The sequence below is a fragment of the Bacteroides faecalis genome, from assembly GCF_003865075.1.
GTDB classification, from domain to species: Bacteria; Bacteroidota; Bacteroidia; order Bacteroidales; family Bacteroidaceae; genus Bacteroides; species Bacteroides faecalis.
The window spans coordinates 24,552-50,073 of sequence record NZ_BHWB01000013.1 but is presented as its reverse complement, the minus strand read 5'-3'; the positions used below and the strand labels follow the sequence as shown (position 1 = coordinate 50,073).

Below are 25,522 nucleotides of genomic sequence, written 5' to 3'. Positions count from 1 at the left end.
TGGTTTACCAAACCGTTTTAAAGCGATGTGTGTAATTTGCTGTATTATAAATGATTATGTGGATTGTTGGTTTGAAATCGTTTACTTTAAAGCCTACCACACATAAGAAATATACTTTTTCCATTTCTATATTTGCAGTATAAGATTTTTAATAATTGAGTACTTAATCTAAATGAAAAACAAATATGGAATTTTCAGAATTGTATATTACTTATTATTCTAAACTGGTTCGGTTTGCAAGAGAATATGTGATCTTGGAAGAAGATGCTGAAAATATAACTCAAGATGTTTTTACTGACATGTGGGAGAAACGAGATTCAATAGACCTTATTGAAAATGTGAATGCTTATCTTTTCCGACTTGTAAAGAACAGATGTTTAGATTACTTGAAGCACAAAGCTTTTGAACAGAAGTACATAGAACATATACAGTCTTCTTTTGAAGTAGAACTAAGTTTGAAATTGCAATCTTTAGAATGTAATATCTCTGAAGTGAATGAGACGGAAGTTTTGATTCGTAAGGCAATAAATGGTTTGCCAAAACGATGTCGCGATATATTTATGTTAAGTCGTATGGAAGGCCTAAAATATAGGGAAATCTCCGAACGTCTTGGAATATCGGTGAATACGGTTGAATGTCAAATGAGTATTGCGTTGAAAAAATTAAGAGGGAAATTGGGGATATGTCTTGCTGCATAAGATTTTTGGAAAATTATTAGATATTTTTAGGGGTATTTCCCTTGATAATCGTTCTTTGATAAAAAGAAAAACAAAAGAATGGGAATTGATCTAACTAAATATTTTATGGATGAGCTTACTTCTGAAGAGAAGCAAGAAATGTTATCAGAGATAAATAAAAAGGAAGAATTGCGAGAAGAGTTTCTTAAAAATCAGAATATGGTATCGCTTTTGGATTGGATACTTTTGGAGGGTGACAAGGAACTAGCTCAGCGAAAATTAAAGGAATTTATGCGTAACCTAGGGGAACGTAAAAATACATAGGCTGATTAAAATACTATGAACAAATTATATATTATACTATTAGTAAGTTTTATTTGTACATATGTGCATTCACAACAAGTTTATTTTGTGGATGGATATCATGGAGGTATTTATGGTCATTATCCGGTAGAATGGAAGACTCAGTTCATAGTTGATCAGTTATCCCGTCATCCGGAATGGAGGATTGGTTTAGAAATAGAACCTGAAACCTGGGATACTGTGCAGGTGAGGACTCCTGAAGCATATGCTCGTTTAAAAGGGATGGTTACTGGTGAACAAATAGAGTTCACTAATCCCACTTATGCACAGCCTTATTGTTACAATATATCAGGGGAAAGTATTATACGACAGTTTCAATATGGTATTAACAAGATAAATAAACATTTTCCAGAAGTAGATTTTATCACTTATTCGGTTGAAGAACCTTGTTTCACAAGCTGTTTGCCTCAGATACTTACGCAGTTTGGTTTTAAGTATGCGGTATTAAAGTGTCCGAATACTTGTTGGGGGGGATATACCAGTGCTTATGGAGGAGAACTCGTGAATTGGGTGGGGCAGGATGGAACTTCCATACTGACCGTTCCTCGTTATGCCTGTGAACAACTGGAAGAGAACTCTACTTGGCAGACAACTGCTTGGTGTAATGAAATATCATATTTAAAAGAATGTAGAGATGCAGGGATCAAGCATCCGGTAGGTATGTGTTATCAAGATGCCGGTTGGAAAAATGGTCCATGGTTAGGGAGTGGAGAGAACACAAAAAACAATTCTATATATGTAAGATGGAGAGATTATATTGAGGATATCTCTATTGGCAAAACTGATGACAATTGGTCTTTTTCGCAAGAAGATATGCATGTAAATTTGATGTGGGGAAGTCAGGTGTTACAAAGAATAGCTCAGGAAGTTCGCACGTCAGAGAACAAAATTGTGATGGCTGAAAAAATGTCCGTGATGGCTTATTGGGAAAATGAATATAGTTATAAGCAAGCGGAGTTGGATGAGGCATGGCGTACTTTGATGCTGTCGCAACATCATGATTCATGGATTGTGCCCTATAATCGATTGGACAAAAGCGGAACATGGGCAGATGCAATTAAACGTTGGACTGACTGTACCAATAAGATTGCAGATGAAATAACAGATGCCGCTATGCAGAGTTATGAGGAAGGGCAAGCTTATAACACTAATATGGCTCTCAGTGAGAGATATATACGCGTTTATAACACTCTTGGTACGAAAAGAAGAGAAATGGTAAGTGTCATTTTACCTAGTGATTATATAGGTTCAGATTTGGAAATTTGTAACTGGAAAAAGAAATCGATAGGTTATTCCTTAGAAAGAGAAGACGGTAAAGTGAGATTGTTATTTATGGCAGAAGTTCCTCCCTTCGGTTACTCTACATACCTTGTCCGGAAGAATAAATCAAGTAAAAAGGCGTTTTCAGGAAATAAAGAACATAAAAAGGTAAGCGGACAGGAGTATGTGTTCGAAAATGATATGTATAAAATCGTTTTTGATTTGTCGAAGGGAGGAATTATAAAAAGTCTGATTGCTAAAAAAGAGGGCAATAAAGAATTTGCTAAAAATAATGGAGAATATTCATTAGGAGAAATGAGAGGGTATTTTTATGAAGAAGGTAAGTTTCATTCTTCTACTGAAACTCCTGCCCGGATGACTATATTAAGTAATAATGAGTACGAAACCAGGATACAGGTGGAGGGTGAAATAGCTACGCATCCGTTTACACAAGTCATTACTCTTGTCCGTGGACAAAAACGAATCGACTTTGATCTTACTGTTAACTGGAAAAATAATGTAGGCATTGGAGAGTACGAAGAAAAGAATTGGCGTGATAATCGCAGAGCTTATTGTGATGATCGGTTTAAACTGAGCGTTTTATTTCCGGCAGATCTTCGTTCTCCCCGTATTTATAAGAATGCTCCGTTTGATGTTTGTGAGAGTAAGTTGGATAATACTTTCTTTAATACTTGGGATCAGATCAAACATAATGTCATCCTTAATTGGATAGATTTGGCAGAGCAGAACGGTGACTATGCGCTGGCATTATTGTCAGATCATACTACTTCATATTCTCATGGAGAAGATTATCCGTTAGGATTGACAGCACAATATTCTGGTGGCGGGCTTTGGGGACCTGACTATAAAATCACCGGTCCTATGAAGATGAAATATGCCATCATCCCTCATCGTGGAAAATGGGATGAAGCTTCTATTTCTACAAATAGCGATTGTTGGAACGAACCGTTACTATTTTCTTTTCATTCTTTCGTAGATTTGGAATCAAAATCTTTCATTGACTTACAGAATACCGGTTATCAGTTAAGTGCTACTAACTTACAGGATGGAAAGATTATGGTACGTTTATTTAATGCGGAAGGTGATAATACTCTTCAGAGGGTTGCTTTCACTATCCCATTATCTGATGTGGAAGAAATTGATTTGAATGGGAAGTGTATTGAAAGAAAGAAGATAAGTACACGCAATGGGAAATCCGAAATCAATGTTTCAATGCCCCGTTTTGGTGTTAAGACTTTCTTTTTGAACGTTAATTAAGTGTTAAATATAGAAAAACGTAATTGTGTGTATGTGTAAAATTACTACAAATCTTCTGATCGCTTGCACTTTTCTATGGATGATGTCATGTTCGTCTGTAAATAAAGTGAATGCTGATTTTACTCCTACTGACTATGTAAATCCATTTATTGGTGCCAGTACTAGTGTTGGAGCTGCGGGTGTTTATCATGGATTAGGCAAGACTTTTCCGGGAGCTACTACTCCTTATGGGATGGTACAGGTTAGTCCCAATACAATAACTGGTGGTGATAACGGATCTGGATATAGTGATGAACATAAAACGATTGAAGGATTTGCCTTTACCCAGATGAGTGGAGTAGGGTGGTTTGGTGATTTGGGTAATTTTCTTGTGATGCCAACAACCGGTGAATTACACAAAATAGCAGGTAAAGAAGATAATACTATTCAAGGATATCGTTCTACTTACGATAAAGCAACAGAGATTGCCAAAGCTGGATACTATTCTGTCAAGCTGACTGACTATAATATAAAAGTGGAAAGTAGTGCCACTCCACATTGCGGAATTCTACGGTTTACTTTCCCATCCAATGAACAATCACGTGTTCAGGTCGATCTGGCACGCAGAGTAGGAGGAACATCTACTTCTCAATATATTAAAGTAATAGATGATTATACCATTCAAGGATGGATGAAGTGTACACCTGACGGTGGCGGTTGGGGAAATGGTGAAGGAAAAGCAGATTATACTGTTTACTTTTATGCCCGATTCAATAAACCTTTAAACAATTATGGATTTTGGAGTGCTGATATCCCCGATGATTGGGTACGTAAACGCGACGAAGTAGTCAGTATTCCTTATCTCACTCGCGTATCCGAAGCTCCTGTGATTCGTGATAAAAAGGAGTTGGAAGGTAAGCATCTTGGCTTTTTTACAGAATTTCCCACTAAAGAAGGGGATGATGTAGAATTAAAAGTAGGGATTTCCTTTGTTGATATGGAAGGTGCTGCCAATAACTTTAAGCAGGAAATTGCTTCTAAAAGTTTTGAGCAAGTGCAGCAGGAGGCAAATGCTTTGTGGAATAAGGAACTTAGCCGGGTACGAATATCCGGAGGGACAGAAGATGAAAAAACAGTTTTTTACACATCTTTATATCATACAATGATTGATCCTCGCATTTATACAGATGTGGATGGACGTTATGTAGGAGGAGATAAGAAAGTGCATGAGAGTGACGGTAAATTTATTAAGCGTACTATATTTAGCGGTTGGGATGTATTCCGTAGTCAGTTCCCTTTACAGACCATTATCAATCCGCGTTTAGTGAGTGACGAACTTAACTCATTAATAACGATGGCTGATCAGAGTGGACGTGAATATTATGAGCGCTGGGAATTTCTGAATTCCTATTCCGGGTGTATGTTGGGAAATCCTGCATTATCTGTATTAGCTGATGCTTATTTGAAAGGAATCCGAACTTATGATGTAGAAAAAGCTTATCAGTATGCAGTCAATACTTCACATAAATTTGGAAATGACATGTTGGGGTACTCTCCTGAACCATTAAGTATTTCACATACTTTGGAATATGCTTATACAGATTGGTGTGTTGCTCAACTGGCAAAAGCTTTGGGAAAAGAAGAGGATTCTAAAAGCTTCTATGAAAAAGGACAAGCTTATCATAATGTTTTTGATAAAGAAAAAGAATGGTTCCGTCCACGTAATGCAGACGGTACATGGGTAGCATGGTCAGAAGATGCACGTACTAAAGAATGGTACGGTTGTATGGAGGCGAATGCATATCAGCAAGGTTGGTTTGTTCCGCATGATGTTCCGGGAATGGTAGAATTGATGGGAGGAAGAGACAAAGTAATTGCCGATCTGACCGATTTCTTCAATAAAACTCCTTCCAATATGCTATGGAACGAATATTTCAATCATGCAAATGAACCGGTACATTTTGTTCCTTTCCTTTTCAATCAGCTTGATGTACCTTGGTATACCCAAAAGTGGACTCGTTATACTTGCGAGAAGGCTTATGCCAATAAGGTAGAAGGTATTGTCGGCAATGAAGATGTGGGACAGATGTCTGCCTGGTACATTCTGTCCGCTTCCGGTATTCATCCTTCCTGTCCGGGCAATACTCGAATGGAAATTACGAGTCCGGTGTTCAGTAAAATAGAGTTCCAGCTTGATCCTGATTATTATTCCGGAAAGACATTTACAGTCATTGCCCATAATAATAGTGCAACTAATATCTATATACAAAAAGCTCTGTTAAACGGTAAAGAATATAATAAATGTTATCTGGATTTCACAGATATTGTATCCGGAGGAACTCTGGAGTTATATATGGGCGATCAACCTAATATGAGTTGGGGTATTTGATTGTCATACAATTAGCATAACAAGTAGTAATTTAAATTTTTACCAACATGATAAATAAGTTTAGGCTTCTTTTTTTGTTGGGGGTGGTTGCTTTTACCCATTCGGGATGTGTGAAACAAACCTCAACGATGTCATTAAACAGTTCAAATCCTCAAATCGTTTGGCAGGTGAAACCACAGGCTGATTTGGGAAATGCTACCGGAGAGCAGATATCTACACCTGGCTATGAAATGACCGAATCTGTTAAAGGTGTAGTTCCGGGAGCCGTATTTACCGCTTATGTTGAAGCGGGAATTGTTCCTGATCCGGACTACTCCGATAATATCTATAAAGTAGATGAGACTTATTATAATCGTCCTTTCTGGTATCGGACCGAATTTGAACTTCCGGTTTCTTATTCAGAAGGCAGACGTGTCTGGCTCCATTTTGACAATACGAACCGTTATGCAGATTTCTATTTTAATGGAGAGAAAATATCCGGTACGAAGACTTCTACTAAAGATGTAAGTGGGCACATGATACGTTCAAAATTTGATGTGACCGATCTGATCAAGAAATCAGGAAAGAATGCGATTGCCGTTTTGATTACTGATCCTGACCAGAAAAAGACAAGGAAAGCTACAGACCCGTATGGAGTGGCATGTAGTCCTAGTTATCTGGCGGGTGCCGGTTGGGATTGGATACCCTATATTCCGGGACGTTTGGCAGGTATCACAGGTAATACGTATCTTACCATTACGGGAGATGTAATAATGGAGGATCCTTGGGTGCGTTCGGATTTGCCAACCCTGCAAAAGGCGGAAATCTCTATTTCAACAGATATCAAAAACACTTCTTCTTCTCCAAAGAAGGTAGTGGTTTCCGGAATTATTCAGCCAGGAGATATATCTTTCTCTAAAGATTTTCAGATAGAGGGGAAAACTATTTCTAAAGTTTCTATCAATAAGGACGAATTTACCCAGTTAGTTATTGATAATCCGAAACTGTGGTGGCCGAATGGTTACGGTGAACCGAATCTTTATACTTGTAAGCTGACTTGTTCCGTAGACGGTGAGGTATCGGATGAAAAAGAAGTTTCATTTGGTATCAAGAAATATGAGTATAAGATGGTTGATAATGTAGTCGGTTATCCTGTTTTGACATTTTTTGTCAATGGACAGAAAGTATTTGTAAAAGGAGGAAACTGGGGGATGAGTGAATACTTGCTTCGTTGTCAGGGTAAAGAGTATGAGACGAAGATCAGACTTCACAAAGAAATGAATTATAATATGATTCGTCTGTGGACAGGATGTGTGACGGATGATGCGTTTTATGATTATTGTGATCAGTATGGTATTATGGTATGGAATGATTTCTGGCTGTACGTTGCCTATAATGATGTAGCAGAACCGGAAGCTTTTAAGGCGAATGCTCTTGATAAAGTCAAACGTCTTAGAAACCATCCTTCCATTGCAATCTGGTGTGGAGCTAATGAAACGCATCCTAAACCGGAACTGGACAATTATCTTCGTGAAGTTGTTGCCAAAGAAGATAAGAACGATCGTATGTATAAGTCCTGCTCCAATCAGGATGGTTTATCCGGAAGTGGCTGGTGGGGAAATCAACCTCCAAGACATCATTTCGAAACTTCAGGCAGTAATTTGGCGTTTAATACACCGGCATATCCTTACGGTATTGACCATGGATATGGTATGCGTACGGAGATAGGTACAGCTACTTTTCCGACTTTCGAAAGTGTGAAGTTATTTATTCCGCAAGAGTCATGGTGGCCTTTGCCTACTGACGAGCAGTTGAAGAGCGATGATGATAATGTCTGGAACAAGCATTTTTTCGGGAAAGAGGCTTCAAATGCTAATCCGATCAATTATAAGAATTCAGTAAATACCCAATACGGAGAGTCGTCCGGTCTGGAAGAGTTTTGTGAAAAAGCTCAGTTGTTGAATATTGAAGTAATGAAAGGCATGTATGAAGCATGGAACGATAAGATGTGGAATGATGCCGCAGGTATTTTGATCTGGATGAGTCATCCGGCCTATCCCTCGTTTGTATGGCAGACTTATGACTATTATTATGATCCTACAGGTGCTTATTGGGGAGCGAAGAAAGCCTGTGAACATTTGCATATCCAGTGGAATGCTTCCAACAATAGTATAAAAGCAGTAAATACCACTGCTAAAGATCTTAAAGGTGCGGTTGTTAAGGCTACAATTTACGATTTGAATGGAAAAGAAGTTCCGGCATATGGACAAACTGAACAGATTGACGTAGCTGCTAGTAATATTGCAGAAGCTTTTACATTAAACTTTAATCCGTTTAATCTGGCTTTTGGGAAAAATGTAGTAGCTTCTTCGACAACAGGTACTTCCAAAAGTGCTTCAATGGTTGCCGATGGAGGAGCCGGAAGTCGTTGGGAAAGTGAATATAGTGATCATCAGTGGATTTATATTGATCTTGGTAAAGAGGAAAAGATCGACAATGTTGTCCTGAAATGGGAAGCTGCTTTTGCCAAAGAGTATGATTTGCAAGTATCAAACGATGCAGAAGAATGGAAAACGGTTTATACGAATAAAGAGGGAAAAGGAGGTACGGAGAAAATAGAATTGGAACCTGTAACTGCACGGTATGTAAAACTGGCAGGCACCAAACGTGCTACACAATTCGGATATTCATTGTTTGAATTTGAGATATATGATGAGAAGACAAAAAAGATGGATGGGCTGACCCCACTCCATTTCATAAAATTAGAATTGACAGATGCAGAGGGGAATTTACTATCAGAAAACTTTTATTGGAGAAATGGAGTGGATGATCTTAATTACACTTTGTTGAATACGTTGCCGGAAGCACAACTGTCATGTAGGTTGGTAGATAAGTCAATGTCTGATGGAAAGATGAAGATCGAACTGAAGAATAACTCAGAGACTGTAGCTTTTGCCAATCGTGTGAGACTGATCAATAAAGAAACCCAGGAGCGTGTGCTACCAGTTATTATGTCCGATAACTATGTAACTTTGATGCCGGGCGAAGAGAAAGTGATCAGTGTGGAAGCCGAACCAGAACTGCTGAAAGGGGGCGTAAGCGTGCTGGTGAAGCAGTATGGAAAAGCAGAGCAGAAAAAATTAGATATATGATAGACTGGTAATAAGAGAAAAAATATTTTTTTCTTATATTTGAAAATCTGGAGATAGTAATCTGATAATTAGTCGTTATGTCTCCGGATTTTTATATCATACTCACTCATGGAATTTTAAATGAAAGTATTGTATTATTTATTAAATAAAATAATAATGTAATTTTGGTGGTTTGATAGGGATTGATTTGTCCTTTAATCAGGTGGTGTTGTGATATTCTGCAAACTAAAATATAATAAAAACGATGAAAAAGATTTTACTATTTGCACTAGTATTTATTAGTATTGCTACTACAGTATATGCCCAAAGTAGCAGAGTATATGAAACTCATACAGTAAAAAGTAAGATATTAGGGATGGAACGCCATTATTCTATTTACTTGCCCGCCGGTTATAATGAAAATGACTGTAGTTATCCGGTATTATATCTTTTACATGGACATGGAGACAATCATACCGGCTGGGTACAATTTGGGCAAGTGCAACGTATTGCCGATAAAGTAATAGCCGAAGGAAAGGCAGCACCAATGATCATTGTGATGCCTGATGCTGACTCGGTACATAAAGGATATTTCAACCTCCCGGATGGAAGTTACAATTATGAGGATTTCTTTTTCAAAGAACTGATCCCTCATATAGAAAAAACATACAGAGCACGTGCTGAAAAACGTTATCGTGCTGTAGCTGGCCTTTCAATGGGAGGAGGAGGAGCATTGTTTTACGCACTCCACTATCCGGAAATGTTTGCTGCGGCTGCTCCTCTAAGTGCCGTTTCCGGTAATTGGATTATTGAGCAAATGAGGAGTATGTCGGATATGTCAAAAGTCCCGGTGGAAAAGGCAGAATCCTACTTTAAACAGTTTAGCATAGAAGATATCCTAAAAATTTCAGAAGATAAGGTGAACGCTATTAAATGGGTGCGTTGGTACATCAGTTGTGGAGATGATGATTTTTTGACAATAGATAATAGTGTCTTACACATTCAATTAAGACAGAATCAGATCGGTCATGAATATCGGGTGAAAGACGGTGGACATTCTTGGAGTTATTGGAGAATGGAACTGCCCGAAGTAATGGAATTTGTATCGAGATCGTTTATGCAATATTAAAAATTAATATCGGGGGAGAATGACATTTCGGAAAACAGGGACTCTTTGCGTATTAGCAATTAATGATGATGCATTCTTATTTAAGTAGAGTTCTTTAATTCAGGGATTATATTCCGGATGTCTCATATAAAGTTTATATAGAATGAACTGTAAAATAAATATTAAAATATTTCTTCTATTGTTATTGGTTTGTATTAGCTATGGCAGTTTACAAGCACAATCATCCCTTCCTCCATTTAAAAAAGGAGAACGGGTAGTATTTGTAGGAAACAGCATTACTCATGGCGGACATTACCATTCATTTATTTGGTTGTATTACATGACCCGTTTCCCCAATAAGCCGATTACTGTCATGAATGCGGGAATTGGTGGAGAAAGTGCATGGGACATTAAAGACCGATTAGATTATGATGTCTTTAACAGGAACCCGACTTATGTAACCCTTACTTTCGGTATGAACGATACCGGCTATGATATCTACTGGAAAGACAATGTGAAAGAATTATCCGAACAGCAGGTAGAAAAGTCATTGGAGAGTTATCGGGAAATAGAGAAGCGTTTGCTCGCGGAGAAGAAAGTTACCAAAGTGTTGATAGGTGGCTCGCCCTACGATGAAACAACTAAATTGGACTTTTTTAATCTGCCTGACAAGAATCGGGCTATCTTGAAGATAATCGACGCTCAACGCTCCTCTGCGAAAAAAAACAACTGGGGATTTGTCGATTTCAACGAGCCGATGAGAAAAATAAATTTGGAAGAACAGAAAAAAGATTCTACCTTTACTTTTTGTAGGGTAGATAGGATTCATCCTGATAATGACGGCCAAATGGTAATGGCTTATTTATTTTTGAAAGCACAAGGATTGGCGGGAAATGAAGTTGCCGATGTTTCCATTGACGCGGAATACTCGGAAGTGATATCTCAAAAGAATTGTAAGATTTCAAAATTGAAGAAAGACGGAAATGATTTGAGTTTTGATTATTTGGCTTATGCACTTCCTTATCCCCTGGATTCTATTCCAAGACAAGGTTGGGGGAATATAAAGTCACAGCGTGATGCGATGGCGTTAGTTCCGTTTATGAAAGAATTTAATCAGGAACGTTTTCAAGTAACCAATTTGGAGAAGGGACTGTATCGATTGACTATAGACGGACAATTCATTGATGATGTTTCATCCGGGCAATTGGAGAACGGGATTAATTTAGCTGATTATCCGGTCACTCCGCAATATCAGCAAGCGATGAAAATCATGTATCTGAATGAAGAACGTTTTGAAGTGGAAAAGCGGTTTAGGGAATATTTATGGACTGAATATTCTTTCCTGAAAAAAGAAGGCTTATTATTCTCTGATAATCAGGAAGCGATTGACAAACTTAGAGAGTATCTACCGAAAGATGGTTTTCTTAGGGCTAGCTATGGTTGGTTTACGAAGGCTATGTATCCAGAAGTACGGGAAGTGTGGACGAAATATATGGACACAATCGTTGATAAAATTTATAAAATAAATAAACCGACTACTCATAAGGTGAAACTGATGAAATTGAATAAAATGTAAACGATTATAAATGCAAGATTGCCGTAAAGGTTGACATCTGAAACATTTGAAAAGATCTTTATTATGAAGGACATAAGAATTTTGTTAGGCATAGGATTTATATACTGCTTTTGTAATATCTCGGCAGTAATGTATGGAAAAGGTACAAGTATTTCCTTTACTTTGGGCGAATTAAAGTGTGAGAATATGATAAATCCTTTGGGAATTGACAATACTGTCCCTCATTTTAGTTGGAAACTGAAAGGTGACGGATGGAAAGGAGGGCAAGCCTATTATGAAATTCAGGTAGCGACGGACAGTCTTTTAATCATTCGGGATGAAGCGGATTTATGGAATTCGGGGAAATTGAAGTCTGACGCTTCAGTAATGGTACCTTACCGTGGCTCACCTTTGACTTCCCGTTCATTATGCTATTGGAGAGTACGTGTCTGGGACCAGAAAAAGAAAGTTTCTGCATGGAGTTCCGTAGCGCGTTTTTCTGTCGGTCTTCTGGATAAAAGTCAATTTCATGGTGACTATATCGGATCGTCTCCGGAGGGAGGACAGGTCTGCGCCCCTTTACTTCGTAAGAAAGTGAGAATGAATCAAGCGGAAACGGCATTCCTGCACGTGAACTCATTAGGATATCATGAAATCTATGTTAATGGAAGGAAAGTAAGTGAGAATGTGCTTGTTCCTGCTGTATCGCAATTGGGGAAACGTTCACTCATTCTTACCTATGATATTACTTCTTATCTGAAAGAAGGGGAAAATGATCTATTGATTTGGCTTGGCCAAGGATGGTATAAGAAAACTACTTATGGCGCAGCTTATGACGGACCGCTGGTGAAAGCGGAACTGGATGTCTTGAGAAATGGTAGATGGGAAGTGCTGACTCAAACGGATCGTTCGTGGAACGGGTGCGAGAGTGGCTATTCGGATACGGGTAACTGGTGTGCGCTTCAGTTTGGTGGTGAAAAAGTAGATGGGAGAATTTTACCGGTGGACCTTTCACCCCAATCTCTTGATCAGAGAAAATGGGCTCCTGTGGTAATCGTGGATGTTCCTGACCATCTTGTTGCTCCTCAGATGTGTGAGGCTAACAAGATTCACCGGGTATTACAGCCTGTTTCTATAAAGCAGTTAGGCGAAGGTACTTGGTTGGTGGATATGGGAGAAAATCAGACCGGATGGTTTGAGATGAAGATGCCTGTGTTACCTTCAGGACATGAAGTCTGTATGGAATACAGTGATAATCTGAACAAAGAAGGAGAATTTGATAAACAAGGCGAGAGCGATATCTATATTTCCGGCGGTCGTCAAGAAGAATGCTTCAGAAATCGTTTCAATCATCACGCATTTCGGTATATACGTATTTCCAACCTTCCAGTGAAGCCTGAGATCGGGTGGATGAAGTCTTTGCAGATTTATGGGGATTATCCCCAAACTGCTACTTTTGAATGTTCTGACGCTGATTTGAATGCCATTCACGACATGATTCAGTATACGATGAAATGTTTGACATTCAGCGGATATATGGTGGACTGTCCACATTTGGAACGTGCAGGGTATGGCGGAGACGGGAACTCTTCTACAATGAGCCTGCAAACAATGTATGATGTGGCGCCAACTTTTGTAAACTGGTTGCAGGGATGGGGAGATTCTATGCAAGAAGGGGGAAGTTTGCCGCATGTAGGACCTAATCACGGCGCTGATGGTGGTGGTCCTTATTGGTGCGGATTTATAGTGCGGGCCCCATGGAGAACTTATATCAATTATAATGACCCGAGATTGATTGAGAAATATTATTCTCAAATGAAAGAATGGTTTAAGTATGTGGACAAATATACTGTAGGTGGGTTGTTGAAACGTTGGCCGGATACAAAATATCGAAACTGGTATCTTGGCGACTGGTTGGCTCCGGCAGGAGTGGATGCCGGTGCGCAATCTTCCGTAGATTTGGTGAGTAACTGTTTTATTAGCGAATGCCTGGACACAATGAATAAGATAGCTTTAACATTAGGAAAAGCAGAAGAAGCTCAAGAATTTGCCAATCGCAAGAAGAGACTTAATCAACTTATACACCAAACCTTCTATCGTGCGGGTGAAGGTATTTATTCCACCGGTTCACAATTGGATATGTGTTATCCGATGTTGGTAGGTGTTGTGCCCGATTCTTTGTACACTCAAGTAAAAAGGAATATGATAGCTGCTACTGAACAGAAACATAATGGGCATATTGCTGTCGGTTTGGTTGGGGTCCCTATCTTGACGGAATGGGTTATCCGGAATAGAGAAGCTGACTTTTTTTATCAAATGATGAAGAAACGGGATTATCCCGGCTATCTCTATATGATAGATAATGGGGCTACCACTACTTGGGAATACTGGAGTGGTGAACGTAGCCGGATACATAACTGTTACAATGGTATCGGTACTTGGTTTTATCAAGCTGTGGGAGGAATCCGTCTTGATGAGGCCAAGCCTGGTTATCGTCACTTCTATATCGATCCTCAAATACCAACTGGGCTGACTTGGGCAAAGGTTACCAAAGCATCTCCTTATGGTACTATTGCTGTCGATTGGAAACTGCAAGGTAACCGATTAAATCTTCGTCTTACCATTCCTCCTGGGACAACAGCTACAGTTTGTATGCCTGATAGTACTGTTTCCTGTAGGAAAGACGGGAAAAAAGTGAATGTGAAGAATAAAAAATTTATGGTTGAAGCAGGGAAATTTAATATTATATTTGATCTCTCATACTCTCATCCTTTCGTAGATAAATATCGGTTATTCAATAATATACGCTAATGAGAGGTCTCTATGAGAGATGATTATCTCTCATGCTCCTAACCGCCTGATTTTTGTATTCTGCCAGATAGTAGTGTTTGTGCAGGCAATTGCTCCTTTTTATGAAAAGTATTCTGTAATCAGCTGATATACATTAAGTATTGACGAATTATTAAACCTACATTTGGTTCTTTCCACTCTAATGCATAGTTCTTTGCACTAGAGTGACGAGAATTCAGCACTGGAGTGATGTATTCCATCTACTTGAGTGGTACGGATATGATTCTTAGTGGTAAGTACGTAAATAAAGGCTTTATAATCTGAAAATGTAAAGTACATAATCTATAAACAGAGGTTGATTTAGAGTAAAAGTAACAATTTTCTTTCCTTATGTGGTTATCAGATATTTATGTGTCTTGCGGCTTGTTTTTATTCTTCATTAGTCTCAAAGAACTCGTGACAAATATATTTCATATCATCCACAAGATGTTCATGGGCAACACCGATAATAGTAAAACCTTTATCTTTATAAGCCTCATAAACAGATATCATGCTGAGAGATGACCGATGACAGGGACTGCACCAAGAAGCCCATAAATCCATCAAAGCCACTTTTCCTTTTATTCCTTTGGATAATGTATGATGGAGTCCTTCGAAATCAGGAGCTGTGAAATCTATATAATTCCCACCGACCTTTATTTCACGACTGGCTATCCAAAGTTTCACATAATCACTCATTGGATTATCTATAAACTTACTTGCATATCCCAATTTTATATATGAATGATTTTAGAAACTTCTTCAGAGTCACGCATTCTCATGATTTGTTGCTTCAACAGATAATATAATCCCACCATCGTAGGCTTTGGCAAGATATACTCTTTCTCATAAGTCTTATATTTATTATTAACTTCCCTGCTTTTCTTTTGAAGTGCTTTATATTCTTTAGTATAAGTCTTATCCTCATCGTTCAATTGACACATTTTTTGAAAGATTTCCTTTTTTGCCTGTTCATCCGAGCTTTTTCCAGTTCTAAATTCAAAGCAATTGCTGCGGGGCTCACTATTTTACATCGTTTTGTTATATATTGGCGCCTTTATAAAAGCCGTCTTGTTCTTTACGAGTTTCATGGCTAGGTAACACGAATTTATACTCAACTATAAAAATATTGATTATCAATATTCGTCCCTATCTTTAATATAGGCACATCCGTAAATTCTATTTTTACTATATTTCCATATGTAATATAATGCATGTACCTTTCCTTCGTTTTGGATGATAAAATCATATAGTTGCCTGTTTCCCTCATTTTCCACGCAAGCTATAATTTTCCCATTGTCTTTCCTCTTTATTATAATGGCATTGTCATATTGGTTATTTCTTTCTGCTATTGCATATCCGTGATGTATTCCATAATCAGCCTGTTTCAGGCATTTGTATTTCATTCCGGTAAGTTTGTAACATCCGTATTTTTCATATTTAAGCAAGCGGACACATTCTTCGCTAAATGTTTTATTAGCTCTGTGTAGTCCGTAGGTGTTCTTGAGTTTTTTGTTTTCTTTTCGTATAATCCATATGGCAACTACAATGGTAATGCCGATAAGTAAAATGGTTTCCATGAGAGTATTGTGATTTAAGATATCCTATAACAAAAATATTCAATATTTTAGTTATTTGCAAATGATTCATGCATAAATAGATTTATTCCATTAGATTTTTGAGGAGGATAAAGTTTATGTTATTTCTTAAATTCAGGAAGAAGTTTTATTTTTGCTTGTCATAAAAATAAAATAAACTATGCCAGGCAATGTTTTTCTTTCAAAACCCTTCGGTTGGGGGAAAGGCTAGCACTAAAGAGGGCGCACTCTCGACGAGCATAAAATTACCACAATTAAATCTATCTTTAAACTTTATCGCCAGATGTTGCGTAATAGCTTCCCAGTTAGCGAATGACATGGTCTATTTTTTACATATAATATTACGATAAACGAGGAAAACCAGCTTCTCAAGGGAGATATCTGAACGGGAACACTCTTGTTGGTTGTTAATTGATTACAAAAGGTTGATACTTTTACTATAACAGGCTCTGTAAGAATGCTTAATTCACACAGGGCCTGTTTTATGAAAGGAAGTTATTTATAGTAATTTGTTGGAACCGAGTATAATTAACATGGTATATCCCAATATCAGTCCGATTATTCCCATGATTATACCCACTTTTTCCATATCTTTTTGTTGGATCATTCCTGTGGCATGTGCTAAAGCGTTAGGTGGTGTACTAATTGGTAATATCATTGCTAGTGATGATCCGATTGCCACTCCAATTAATAAAGTCTCTACGCCTCCTAATGATGACAGGTTTTCACGCATACTGATTCCGGCAATAGCGAGAATAGGAACAAGTAAAGCTGCAGTAGCAGTGTGGGAAATAAAGTTTGCCATAGCGTAGCAGATCAGTCCAGAACCGACAATCATTAGTACAGGAGGCCATGTGCTGAATGGAATAGCTTCAATCATATGCTTAGCCAGTCCGGTCTCTTGCAAAGCTACGCCCAATGCAAAGCCACCAGCTACCATCCAAAGTACACTCCAACTGATCTCTTCCAAATCACGTTTGGTAATAACACCTGTTATACAAAATACAGCTACCGGAATCATCGCCACTACATTGGAGTTTACTCCTGTAAACTTGTCGAACATCCACAATAGCACCGTTATAGCAAAGGTGATATAAACAACAATGGAACGCCAGTCTTTCTTTGCTTCACCTTCAATTTGCAGTTCGATGCTCTTTTGCTTGAATGGGAACAGTCGTAAAAGTATAAACCAAGCGATAAATAATACTATTAGCGTATAAGGCAACATAAAACTCATCCATTCTCCAAAACCTATATTTAAGTTTAATCCTTCTGGATCATTCAAGTATTTTAAAGCAATGGCATTAGGTGGTGTGCCGATAGGAGTTCCCATACCGCCTACATTGGCAGCCACAGGAATGGCCATAGCCAATCCTATTTTTCCCTTTCCATCTGCCGGGAGTGCTTTTAATACGGGAGTCAAAAAAGTAAGCATCATGGCAGCTGTAGCAGTATTACTAAGAAACATCGAGAATACAGCTGTAACGAGGATAAATCCCAATAACACATATCGTGATTGTGTTCCAAAAGGTCTTAACATAACTCGTGCTAACAATACGTCCAATCCACTTTTGGTTGCTGCGATAGCAAGAATGAAGCCACCTATAAACAGCATGATGATAGGATCGGCAAAACAGTGCATAATAGACTTATATTTGACAGTTTGTCCCAATTCTTCTGCAGGAATGTTCTGAGTTAAGAACCATAAACTACTATCGGAAACGGTAAGCAATAGTAATACGACTATTAATACGGAAGTAGTCCATGCTGGGACAGCTTCGAATACCCACATGAGAGTGGCAAAAATAAAAATTGAAATAAGTCTTTGTTCTATAACAGTTAAGCCTTCTATCCCCAATGTATTAATAGGCAGGAACCATAAAATTAGGGAAAGGGTAATAGCTATGGTTAACTTTATACATCGGGTCACTGTCTGATTTTTTGCTAATCGTTTAGCTTTCTTTAAGTCCTGATAAGCTTCTACTAGATGGAAACCATGAAAAATCTTTCTGATTCTCCGCAAACACACCTAATATTTTTAGTATATTAGCGCTCAAAAAGCAGGGATTATGAACATATTCAGTTTTACGGCTCATTTCGGTTCGGAGGAAGATTGTCGTTTGCATTTCAAGGAGCAGCGTGATAAGGAAGGGGTTGTCTGCAAGCGATGCGGGGGCACTTCCCATTATTGGTTACAGGGTAAATGGAGTTATGAATGCAAAGGTTGCCGTTTCCGCACCTCGTTGCGCAGCGGTACGATCATGGAGAGCTCCAAGCTGCCGTTTCTGGTGTGGTACAAAACGATGTTCCTGATGAGTTGCACAAAAAAGGGATTCTCCACCAACGAACTCCAGAAGCAATTAGGATTGAAGCGTTACGAACCGGTATGGGCGATGGTACACAAACTCCGCAGGGCGATGGGCAACCGGGATGCAAGGTATACACTGGAAGGGATGATAGAACTGGATGAGGGTTACTTTTCGGTGGCCAGTAAGGAAATCGAGCGAGGCAAGGGTACACGTGGCCGGGGAGCCGAGGGAAAGCAGAACGTTGCGGTGATGGCCGAAAGCACCCCGTTGGAAGATATCGAAACGGGCAAAAAGGAGAAGCATGTGCGTTATTTCAAGGCCAGGGTACTGGATAGCCATCAAAGTGAAGGAATCAACGGCGTGGTCAGGGACTGCATGGAGGATGATGCCATCGTATTTTCGGACAAAAGCACTTCTTACGTTGACATCTCCGATCTGGTGGAATTGCACGTCACCGAGAAATCAGACGCCAAAACCACCAAGGAAACACTCAAATGGGTGCATATCGCAATCAGTAATGCAAAACGGACATTGCTGGGCAACTACCATAAAATCAAAAGGAAATACTTACAGTTGTATCTCAACGAGTTTATTTACAAATTAAACAGACGGTATTTTGGAGACAAACTCTTTGACAGACTAGTAATTGCGAATATAACAGGTGCATAAACGGATAATCAGAAAAATCTTGTACATAATATTAGAATAAAATTTAAAAAACGTTGCAAAAATAATTTTTAATTTAATATATAGCTAATCTAATGCTGAACTTTTTTCTTGTTTTTTTCTTCTTGTAGTTCTTTAGTGGAAATACAATTTCTCTAATGTTTGGTTTTAGAACACAATAAACTGAATTCTCATAAATATTAAGGTAAGAGTTATCATGACCTTGTTCTTTGAATCGGTTCTTTAATTTGGTTCTTAAAATCGTTCTTTGAGGACCGAATGTGGAATATGGGTACAAGCCGAGACAATAAAGGACTTTCTTGGGAATATTTGTACAAATGTGATTTTTAGGAAGAATGTACCAATATTGTTTTGATTTGGGAACCTATAAGCTACTTTTTTTATCGTAAGAAGAAAGAATGAGAGATTACATTTGAAAATAGATCTCTCATAGGAAACTCTCATTAGTTTATATTATTGAATAACTGATATTTATATATGGAAAGATGAGAGTATGAGAGATCAAATGCGAAAATAACATTTTTCTATAGTGTATTGATTGATCGAATTCGATCCAGGGCGTACGCATTATAATCAAAAAGTGGCTAAATCCATATTTTTGACGTAAAGGTATATGTTACTAAGCAAGAAATACAAAAGTTGAGGAGATTTATAATGCGTATGCTTTGGATTTTGATCTGTTTCTTATTTTTATGCCATTATTTTTTAAGTCTTTTAGTGGTATTTCAATTCTGAACCGTTCTTATTATAAAGTTCAATAAATTTTAGGGTAAAAGATTAAAGTTGGTGTTTGATTTTCCACAATTCTTCTCTGGTCAGATAGTATTTTTATGTATGACCAGAGGAATTGATGGAAGAATATATTGGTCATATAATATTTTTAAGGTAAAAAGATACTGTTTTTCAGAGAGGATAACATCTGATGGTGTACATTAAAAAGTGTACATGGAATTTAGTATGGAAAACAGATGAGTAAGAAATCTTTTATTCTAAATTACTTAATCCGTGGCGGATATATGCTGTTTTTGTTTCTATATTTAATGACTATTTGGAGGAGTTGCGTACTTTTTTAACCATTCAGGGATTGGATGAAAATACTATTGTGATTTTCCAGTCAGACAATGGGCATAGCACCGAAGTTCGTACTTTGGGCGGTGGAGGATATTGTGGCGATTATCGTGGGGGCAAGTTTTCTCTTTTTGAAGGAGGAATTCGAGTTCCTGCCATTGTTTCTTGGATCGGACATTTTCCTGAAGGTGAAGTGAGAAATCAAATTGCCATGAATGTGGATTGGTTCCCGACGATTGCAGAACTTTGTAATATTAGTACCGGAGGATTGGAGTTGGATGGAAAAAACTTGCTACCTCTGATCAAAGAAGGAACTCTAGAATCACCTCATGATGTGCTTCATTTTGATTTTGAGAAACAGTGGGCTGTTCGTTATGGAGATTGGAAACTAATAAGTGATGCAATTGATGTATTACCAAACGATAAAAATAAAGTTTTGGAAGGATTGTATTTTACCAACCTGAAAAAAAATCCTTCTGAATCAGAAAATCTTAAAGACAAATATCCGGCAAAAGGTCAAAGAACTTTCAATGCTTAGGAAGCAATATGAGGAATCACTTCCGATAGAAATGAAGAAATAATAGACAACTTAAAATAGAAAAATGATGAACAGGATAATAAGTTTATTACTTCTTATCTTTACTTGCTATATGCCTACTCAGGGATTAGCACAAGAAAAGATAAAGATAGCTTGCATAGGAAATAGCATAACCGAGGGGCCGGATAACTATCCGACTCCTTTGGCAAAAATGCTTGGTGATAAATATGAAATAGGAAATTTCGGGAAATGGGGACATACATTATTGCGGAAAGGTGATCACCCCTATATGAGCACAGAAGCTTTTGTGAATGCACAAAAATTTCAACCGGATATTGTGATAATCAAGCTAGGTACCAATGACTCCAAACCGGAAAACTGGGAGTATAAAGATGAATTTCAACTGGATCTGGAATATATGGTTCGTACATTTAAACACTGTGGGTCTAAACCGAAAATTATATTGTGCCGATGTATTCCCGCGGGTAACAATCTGTATGGTATCCGTAATGATGTGATAACAAAAGAAATATATCCCATACAAAGAAAAGTGGCAAAGAAATTTCATTTGAAATTGGTTGATCTTTACACTCCTTTTGAACAAAAGGTGGATTCTACCTACTATGTGTGGGATAATGTTCATTTGAATAAAAAAGGCTCGTGTATATTAGCTGGATATATTTATAGAGCTATTACAGGAAAGAAGTTCACTAAATGAAACATGAATAGATATATGCGTTTTACCGTATTAATATTGTTTTTAGTCAGTTTGTTACTTGTAAGTTGCCGGCAGTAAAAATACGTCATTGGGGATATAGTTCATCATAATATCCAAGGAAAACGATGACAGAATCCCTTGTGGATAACAGCAGTAAAGTTACTTTGTTTTAAACATGAACTTGTTTTTCTTTAGTAGTATGTATCTCTTTGATGCTAAAATAGCGTTGATATGCTTCGCGGAACAGATGTATGGTAAGCGGTTCCTGGTCAGTGAAGATCAGTGTTGCATTATGACTGAACCTCTGGTAGTAGAAATTCTGTGAAGGATGGTGAATATCACAGGTATACATATATCTTTTTATAAGTTTTAGCTCTTTTTTCTCAGGAATTATAATTAGAATAATGAGTGTTTTTGTTTTTCTTATATACTGATTTTTAAAGAAATTAAGAAATGGATTGATGAGGTAATTAATTGAATAATAATATTTTAATTAACTGAATCAGTAAGGGGAGGTCAACTACTGATTCGCATTATTAAAATAAATCTAAAAAATACTGAGATAATCTTAGTGGTACAGTAATATTTAATCGTCATTTATATAAATGATATAACAGCCTTATATTATGAAAAAATAACTAATAATAAAAAAAGAGTTTTATAAATAATTTATTAACCGCTATTTCTATTGTATATGAAAGGCTTATTTTATTTTTTCTTGTCTATTGTGGGAACGTGGATATTCTCATCTTGTGCAGAAGATTTCTTGGATGAGACTGAAACCAAAAGTCTAGATCGAGAAGCTGTTTTTGCTGATAGTACTTATACAGCAGGTTTTCTGAGTCAGATTTATGTAGATATTGGTTATGATGTTCATCATAATCGATATGGAGGTCATGGAGGTTTGCAAACTAGCAGTGATGAAGCTGCATATAAAGCAAATACAGGTTTGTCGACCGATATTTTGTTTGCTACGGGAACTGTCAATCCGGTTGCTGTAGAGAAAAATGATGTTTGGAGGATTGCTTATCGAAACATCCGTCGTGTGAATTTATTCTTAAAGTATGCTGACAATAGCCGGATGGATGCTAAAGTTAAGAATGAATATAAAGCAGAGGCGCGTTTCTTACGTGCGTGGTATTATGCAATGTTGATTCGGCATTATGGAGGAGTTCCTTTGATTGGTGATGATTTGTATGAAACTGTTGATGAGGCTCGTAAAGCTCGTAATTCTTATGCTGATTGCGTGGAGTATATTGTAAATGAGTGTAAGGAGGCTGCAAAAGAATTACCTTCTACAAGGGCCGGTCGTAATTTCGGTCGCATCAATAAAGGTATCTGTTATGCGACAATTTCACGTATACGACTTTATGCGGCTAGTAAATTGTATAATGGTAGTGATTTCGCTCCTGCCGATTATCCAAAAGAATTGGTAGGTTATCCGGAATATTCTAAGGAACGTTGGAAGGATGCCATAGATGCGGCGCTTGAGGTAATAAAAATGCAGCAATATAATGTTTATGTCCGTAATACGGACGAGAATAATAATCCTTATCCTGGATGGGGATATTATGCGCAATTATTACCTTCCGATTATTATACTAAAGTAGGGATTGAGGTGTATAACAGTACTATTTTTGAGAGAAAAAGAGGTAGTGGTCAGGATACTAATTTTTGGTTTGCTCCGCCTAGTACGGGAGGAAATGGTATTGGTGGATATATTTATTATGATTTAGCCAAGTTGTTTCCGATGGCAGATGGTACACCAACAGCAGAGAGTGATGATTATGATCCGGCAAATCCTGCTGTTAATCGTGACCCACGTTTTAGATTTACAGTGACATATGATGGATGTATTATGAAAGACCATTATGATGACATTGAAATCAATACATCTGTAGGTACAAGTCAAGATGCTATATACCGTGGAACTCCTACCGGATTATATACGCGTAAATTCTTGACTCTTACAAGCGCTGCCAATCAAATTGGTACAGGGGGGCCGCAATCTCGTCCGTTGATTCGGTACACTGAAATCTTGTTGAATTATGCGGAGGCTGTTAATGAATATTATGGACCCAATCATAAGGATGAGATTGGCGGACAGGAAATCAGCCCATACATTGTTTTGCGGAAGATTCGTGAATGTGCTGGTATAGAACCCGGAGAAAACAATACTTATGGAATAAAAGATAATATGACTCCTCAAGAAATGGAAGATGCTATTCGTTTGGAGCGTAGGTTGGATCTGGCTTTCGAAGGACATCGCTTTTTTGACGTACGGCGTTGGATGATTGCAGAAGATACAGATAATAAAATGATGCATGGGATTGAAATTACAAGGAATCCTGATGGGACTAAATCATGGCGGGAAATTGATGCTCGTCAGCACGTGTTCCGTAAGGCTATGTATTTTTATCCGATACCATATGAGGAAACTGTGAAGTCTGTTGATTTATTGCAGAATCCGTATTATGAATAGTTAATGACAATTTTTACTAAAAAGAAAAAAGTATGAATCTTAAGATACAAATAACGATATACCTTTTTATCTTGTTGGGATTAGTTACAGCCTGTGATACTTTTAAGGACGAGATAACGCCTGATTCAACGACTTATGCAGAAGTACCAAAGTCATTGGATGGAATATGGCAACTGAAAACTGTATCCCGTAATGGAACGGATATAACACATGCGATGGACTTCAGCAGATTTCGTTTGCATTTGAATAAAGACAATACTTATACTATGGAGAATTATTTACCGTTTTTAGTGAAGAAAAACGGTAAATGGAAGATAGATGATCCTATTTTTCCATTTTTCTTGGTTTTCAAACAAGAAGAAACTGATGAAGAAGTTAAAACGGAGATTAGTTATCCGATTGTGAATGGAAAACGTCAGATTACTCTTTCTTTTAGTCCGGGATGTGTTGGTAACTCTTATGTTTATTCTTTCGAGGAAGTAGAAAAATGATTAAACAGAACATTTATGAGATATAATGTAAAACGTAAAATAAAGGTAGGTGCATTTTTAATGTTACTTCCTTTTATCGTACTCGGATGCGAATTTATAATTGATCGTTATTTCATTTATAATGATGCCGGGGAAGAGGTGAATTATGTAAAGGCCGGAGAAGTGGCAACTTTTAAATTTGAAGGGCATATTTCAATTGATGGAGATGCTTCTGCTGAAGATTTTATTGTTGTGTTTCTTGTCCCAAGAAATTGGAATGCGCGTGAAAATGCCAAGGTAACATATACTGAGGATAAATTTGAAGATTCTAGTATAGAACAACCAATGACTGCTATTCCTGTGAATGATCAGCCGCAAGGTAAGGGAATGTCTTGGGATGCAGTACTGAAAGAAAAATTTGGTGTGGGAGCTAATGTTTTGAATGATATGGAATGGGTAGCGTTTAGAAGTAAAAACTATGCTACTATCAATGGTAGAATTAATTATACTGTTACTATTAAATGTCGTGCCAGTATGAATAATCAGAGATTCAGACCGGCTTTCTTTATTAATCATTCTTCTGACGGACTTGGGGGAGATGCCGCACATTTTGCTTGCTATGGTGATGATCCGGGTGAAACCGAGTGTTTTGAAGTGGTCGAGGGACAGGGAAGTGTCATAGACTTCTGTTCTATGCATTATTATCAGGTAGAACCTCTGTCATCTTTACAAGATGATTTTGTGACATTTACATTTCAGGGAGATGTTGTTTCCGATAACGAACTAGCCTCTGCTGATAAAGTCTTTTTGGAAGCGGTTGCACATACAGTAGAAGGAAATGTGTATACAGTGAACGAAAAAAGTGCGAAGACATTGATGGTGAAAGAGGAAAAAATGTCGAGATATAATCTGACAGTCTGGCCTGTAGAATTCTTTGGAATTTCGGAGGGTGAAACCATTTCTTACATTGAATATGTATTTTCGAATGAAGACGGAACGGTGAAAGTGACCCGATCGGATGATGATAGAGATAATGCCGGAGAAGAAGTCGAAGAAGGAGCGCAAGAACCTTTTGTGTTTGAACTTCGATGCGATTAGTGTTTA

At 37.7% G+C, this 25,522-nt stretch carries 19 protein-coding genes; 14 read left to right on the top strand and 5 right to left on the bottom strand.

What is annotated here, in order from left to right:
- Positions 1-185 precede the first annotated feature (185 nt).
- From EJF25_RS18055 to EJF25_RS18020, 8 genes are all read left to right on the top strand, one after another.
- The gene (locus EJF25_RS18055) at positions 186-698 is read left to right on the top strand and encodes an RNA polymerase sigma-70 factor (RefSeq protein WP_125042238.1); all 513 of its coding nucleotides are present in this window, start codon (positions 186-188) and stop codon (positions 696-698) included.
- 78 nt (positions 699-776) lie between these two features.
- Entirely contained in the window at positions 777-1,001 is a 225-nt protein-coding gene (locus tag EJF25_RS18050) for an anti-sigma factor (RefSeq protein ID WP_125042237.1), read from the top strand.
- A gap of 15 nt (positions 1,002-1,016) precedes the next feature.
- A complete protein-coding gene (locus tag EJF25_RS18045) occupies positions 1,017-3,578 on the top strand; it encodes a glycoside hydrolase family 38 N-terminal domain-containing protein (RefSeq protein WP_125042236.1) in 2,562 nt (853 codons plus the stop codon).
- A 31-nt stretch (positions 3,579-3,609) separates the two neighbouring features.
- Positions 3,610-5,946 carry a GH92 family glycosyl hydrolase gene (locus EJF25_RS18040; RefSeq protein ID WP_125042235.1) on the top strand — a complete coding sequence of 779 codons (2,337 nt, stop codon included), beginning with the start codon at positions 3,610-3,612 and terminating at the stop codon, positions 5,944-5,946.
- Between the two features lie 47 nt (positions 5,947-5,993).
- Positions 5,994-9,077 (top strand): discoidin domain-containing protein, encoded by a 3,084-nt coding sequence (locus tag EJF25_RS18035; RefSeq protein WP_125042234.1) that lies wholly within the window; start codon positions 5,994-5,996, stop codon positions 9,075-9,077.
- Positions 9,078-9,321: 244 nt separating this feature from the next.
- Complete coding sequence (locus tag EJF25_RS18030) at positions 9,322-10,185, top strand: alpha/beta hydrolase (protein WP_125042233.1); 864 nt, start codon at positions 9,322-9,324, stop codon at positions 10,183-10,185.
- Positions 10,186-10,327: 142 nt separating this feature from the next.
- A complete protein-coding gene (locus EJF25_RS18025; protein ID WP_125042232.1) occupies positions 10,328-11,740 on the top strand; it encodes an SGNH/GDSL hydrolase family protein in 1,413 nt (470 codons plus the stop codon).
- A gap of 63 nt (positions 11,741-11,803) precedes the next feature.
- A complete protein-coding gene (locus EJF25_RS18020; RefSeq protein WP_125042231.1) occupies positions 11,804-14,530 on the top strand; it encodes a family 78 glycoside hydrolase catalytic domain in 2,727 nt (908 codons plus the stop codon).
- Between the two features lie 408 nt (positions 14,531-14,938).
- On the opposite strand, the gene EJF25_RS18015 is transcribed toward EJF25_RS18020, so the two are convergent.
- The 4 genes from EJF25_RS18015 to EJF25_RS18000 all read right to left on the bottom strand — a co-directional run bounded on the left by EJF25_RS18015 (position 14,939) and on the right by EJF25_RS18000 (position 18,160).
- The gene (locus tag EJF25_RS18015) at positions 14,939-15,247 is read right to left on the bottom strand and encodes a TlpA disulfide reductase family protein (RefSeq protein ID WP_125042230.1); all 309 of its coding nucleotides are present in this window, start codon (positions 15,245-15,247) and stop codon (positions 14,939-14,941) included.
- A 35-nt stretch (positions 15,248-15,282) separates the two neighbouring features.
- Positions 15,283-15,483, bottom strand: coding sequence for a hypothetical protein (locus EJF25_RS18010; protein WP_148098100.1), 201 nt, complete (start codon positions 15,481-15,483; stop codon positions 15,283-15,285).
- Between the two features lie 201 nt (positions 15,484-15,684).
- A complete protein-coding gene (locus EJF25_RS18005; protein ID WP_125042228.1) occupies positions 15,685-16,128 on the bottom strand; it encodes a hypothetical protein in 444 nt (147 codons plus the stop codon).
- 517 nt (positions 16,129-16,645) lie between these two features.
- A complete protein-coding gene (locus EJF25_RS18000; protein ID WP_125042274.1) occupies positions 16,646-18,160 on the bottom strand; it encodes an SLC13 family permease in 1,515 nt (504 codons plus the stop codon).
- A 55-nt stretch (positions 18,161-18,215) separates the two neighbouring features.
- On the opposite strand from EJF25_RS18000, the gene EJF25_RS17995 reads away from it, so the two are divergent.
- The 3 genes from EJF25_RS17995 to EJF25_RS17985 all read left to right on the top strand — a co-directional run bounded on the left by EJF25_RS17995 (position 18,216) and on the right by EJF25_RS17985 (position 21,466).
- Positions 18,216-19,124 (top strand): IS1595-like element ISBbi1 family transposase, encoded by a 909-nt coding sequence (locus tag EJF25_RS17995; RefSeq protein ID WP_005807145.1) that lies wholly within the window; start codon positions 18,216-18,218, stop codon positions 19,122-19,124.
- Between the two features lie 1,075 nt (positions 19,125-20,199).
- Positions 20,200-20,748 (top strand): sulfatase family protein, encoded by a 549-nt coding sequence (locus tag EJF25_RS17990; RefSeq protein WP_235016861.1) that lies wholly within the window; start codon positions 20,200-20,202, stop codon positions 20,746-20,748.
- 64 nt (positions 20,749-20,812) lie between these two features.
- The gene (locus tag EJF25_RS17985; protein ID WP_125042226.1) at positions 20,813-21,466 is read left to right on the top strand and encodes a GDSL-type esterase/lipase family protein; all 654 of its coding nucleotides are present in this window, start codon (positions 20,813-20,815) and stop codon (positions 21,464-21,466) included.
- A gap of 169 nt (positions 21,467-21,635) precedes the next feature.
- On the opposite strand, the gene EJF25_RS17980 is transcribed toward EJF25_RS17985, so the two are convergent.
- Positions 21,636-21,818 carry a hypothetical protein gene (locus EJF25_RS17980; protein WP_235016860.1) on the bottom strand — a complete coding sequence of 61 codons (183 nt, stop codon included), beginning with the start codon at positions 21,816-21,818 and terminating at the stop codon, positions 21,636-21,638.
- 342 nt (positions 21,819-22,160) lie between these two features.
- On the opposite strand from EJF25_RS17980, the gene EJF25_RS17975 reads away from it, so the two are divergent.
- The 3 genes from EJF25_RS17975 to EJF25_RS17965 are packed head-to-tail and all read left to right on the top strand — an operon-like array spanning position 22,161 to position 25,516.
- A complete protein-coding gene (locus EJF25_RS17975) occupies positions 22,161-23,948 on the top strand; it encodes a RagB/SusD family nutrient uptake outer membrane protein (RefSeq protein WP_125042225.1) in 1,788 nt (595 codons plus the stop codon).
- 32 nt (positions 23,949-23,980) lie between these two features.
- Positions 23,981-24,439: a DUF5004 domain-containing protein gene (locus tag EJF25_RS17970; RefSeq protein ID WP_125042224.1), complete on the top strand. Its 459-nt coding sequence runs from the start codon at positions 23,981-23,983 to the stop codon at positions 24,437-24,439.
- A 15-nt stretch (positions 24,440-24,454) separates the two neighbouring features.
- A complete protein-coding gene (locus tag EJF25_RS17965; RefSeq protein ID WP_125042223.1) occupies positions 24,455-25,516 on the top strand; it encodes a DUF4961 domain-containing protein in 1,062 nt (353 codons plus the stop codon).
- The last annotated feature ends 6 nt before the right edge of the window (positions 25,517-25,522 follow it).

Excerpts from the sequence above, each read along its gene's own strand:
- EJF25_RS18050 (WP_125042237.1), top strand. The coding sequence starts at position 777 with ATGGGAATTGATCTAACTAAATATTTTATGGATGAGCTTACTTCTGAA.
- EJF25_RS18020 (WP_125042231.1), top strand. The coding sequence starts at position 11,804 with ATGAAGGACATAAGAATTTTGTTAGGCATAGGATTTATATACTGCTTT.
- EJF25_RS18045 (WP_125042236.1), top strand. The coding sequence starts at position 1,017 with ATGAACAAATTATATATTATACTATTAGTAAGTTTTATTTGTACATAT.
- EJF25_RS18035 (WP_125042234.1), top strand. The coding sequence starts at position 5,994 with ATGATAAATAAGTTTAGGCTTCTTTTTTTGTTGGGGGTGGTTGCTTTT.
- EJF25_RS18030 (WP_125042233.1), top strand. The coding sequence starts at position 9,322 with ATGAAAAAGATTTTACTATTTGCACTAGTATTTATTAGTATTGCTACT.
- EJF25_RS17970 (WP_125042224.1), top strand. The coding sequence starts at position 23,981 with ATGAATCTTAAGATACAAATAACGATATACCTTTTTATCTTGTTGGGA.
- EJF25_RS18025 (WP_125042232.1), top strand. The coding sequence starts at position 10,328 with ATGAACTGTAAAATAAATATTAAAATATTTCTTCTATTGTTATTGGTT.
- EJF25_RS17975 (WP_125042225.1), top strand. The coding sequence starts at position 22,161 with ATGAAAGGCTTATTTTATTTTTTCTTGTCTATTGTGGGAACGTGGATA.
- EJF25_RS18005 (WP_125042228.1), bottom strand. The coding sequence starts at position 16,128 with ATGGAAACCATTTTACTTATCGGCATTACCATTGTAGTTGCCATATGG.
- EJF25_RS18040 (WP_125042235.1), top strand. The coding sequence starts at position 3,610 with ATGTGTAAAATTACTACAAATCTTCTGATCGCTTGCACTTTTCTATGG.
- EJF25_RS17995 (WP_005807145.1), top strand. The coding sequence starts at position 18,216 with ATGAACATATTCAGTTTTACGGCTCATTTCGGTTCGGAGGAAGATTGT.
- EJF25_RS17985 (WP_125042226.1), top strand. The coding sequence starts at position 20,813 with ATGATGAACAGGATAATAAGTTTATTACTTCTTATCTTTACTTGCTAT.
- EJF25_RS17965 (WP_125042223.1), top strand. The coding sequence starts at position 24,455 with ATGAGATATAATGTAAAACGTAAAATAAAGGTAGGTGCATTTTTAATG.
- EJF25_RS18055 (WP_125042238.1), top strand. The coding sequence starts at position 186 with ATGGAATTTTCAGAATTGTATATTACTTATTATTCTAAACTGGTTCGG.
- EJF25_RS17980 (WP_235016860.1), bottom strand. The coding sequence starts at position 21,818 with ATGTATACCTGTGATATTCACCATCCTTCACAGAATTTCTACTACCAG.
- EJF25_RS18015 (WP_125042230.1), bottom strand. The coding sequence starts at position 15,247 with ATGAGTGATTATGTGAAACTTTGGATAGCCAGTCGTGAAATAAAGGTC.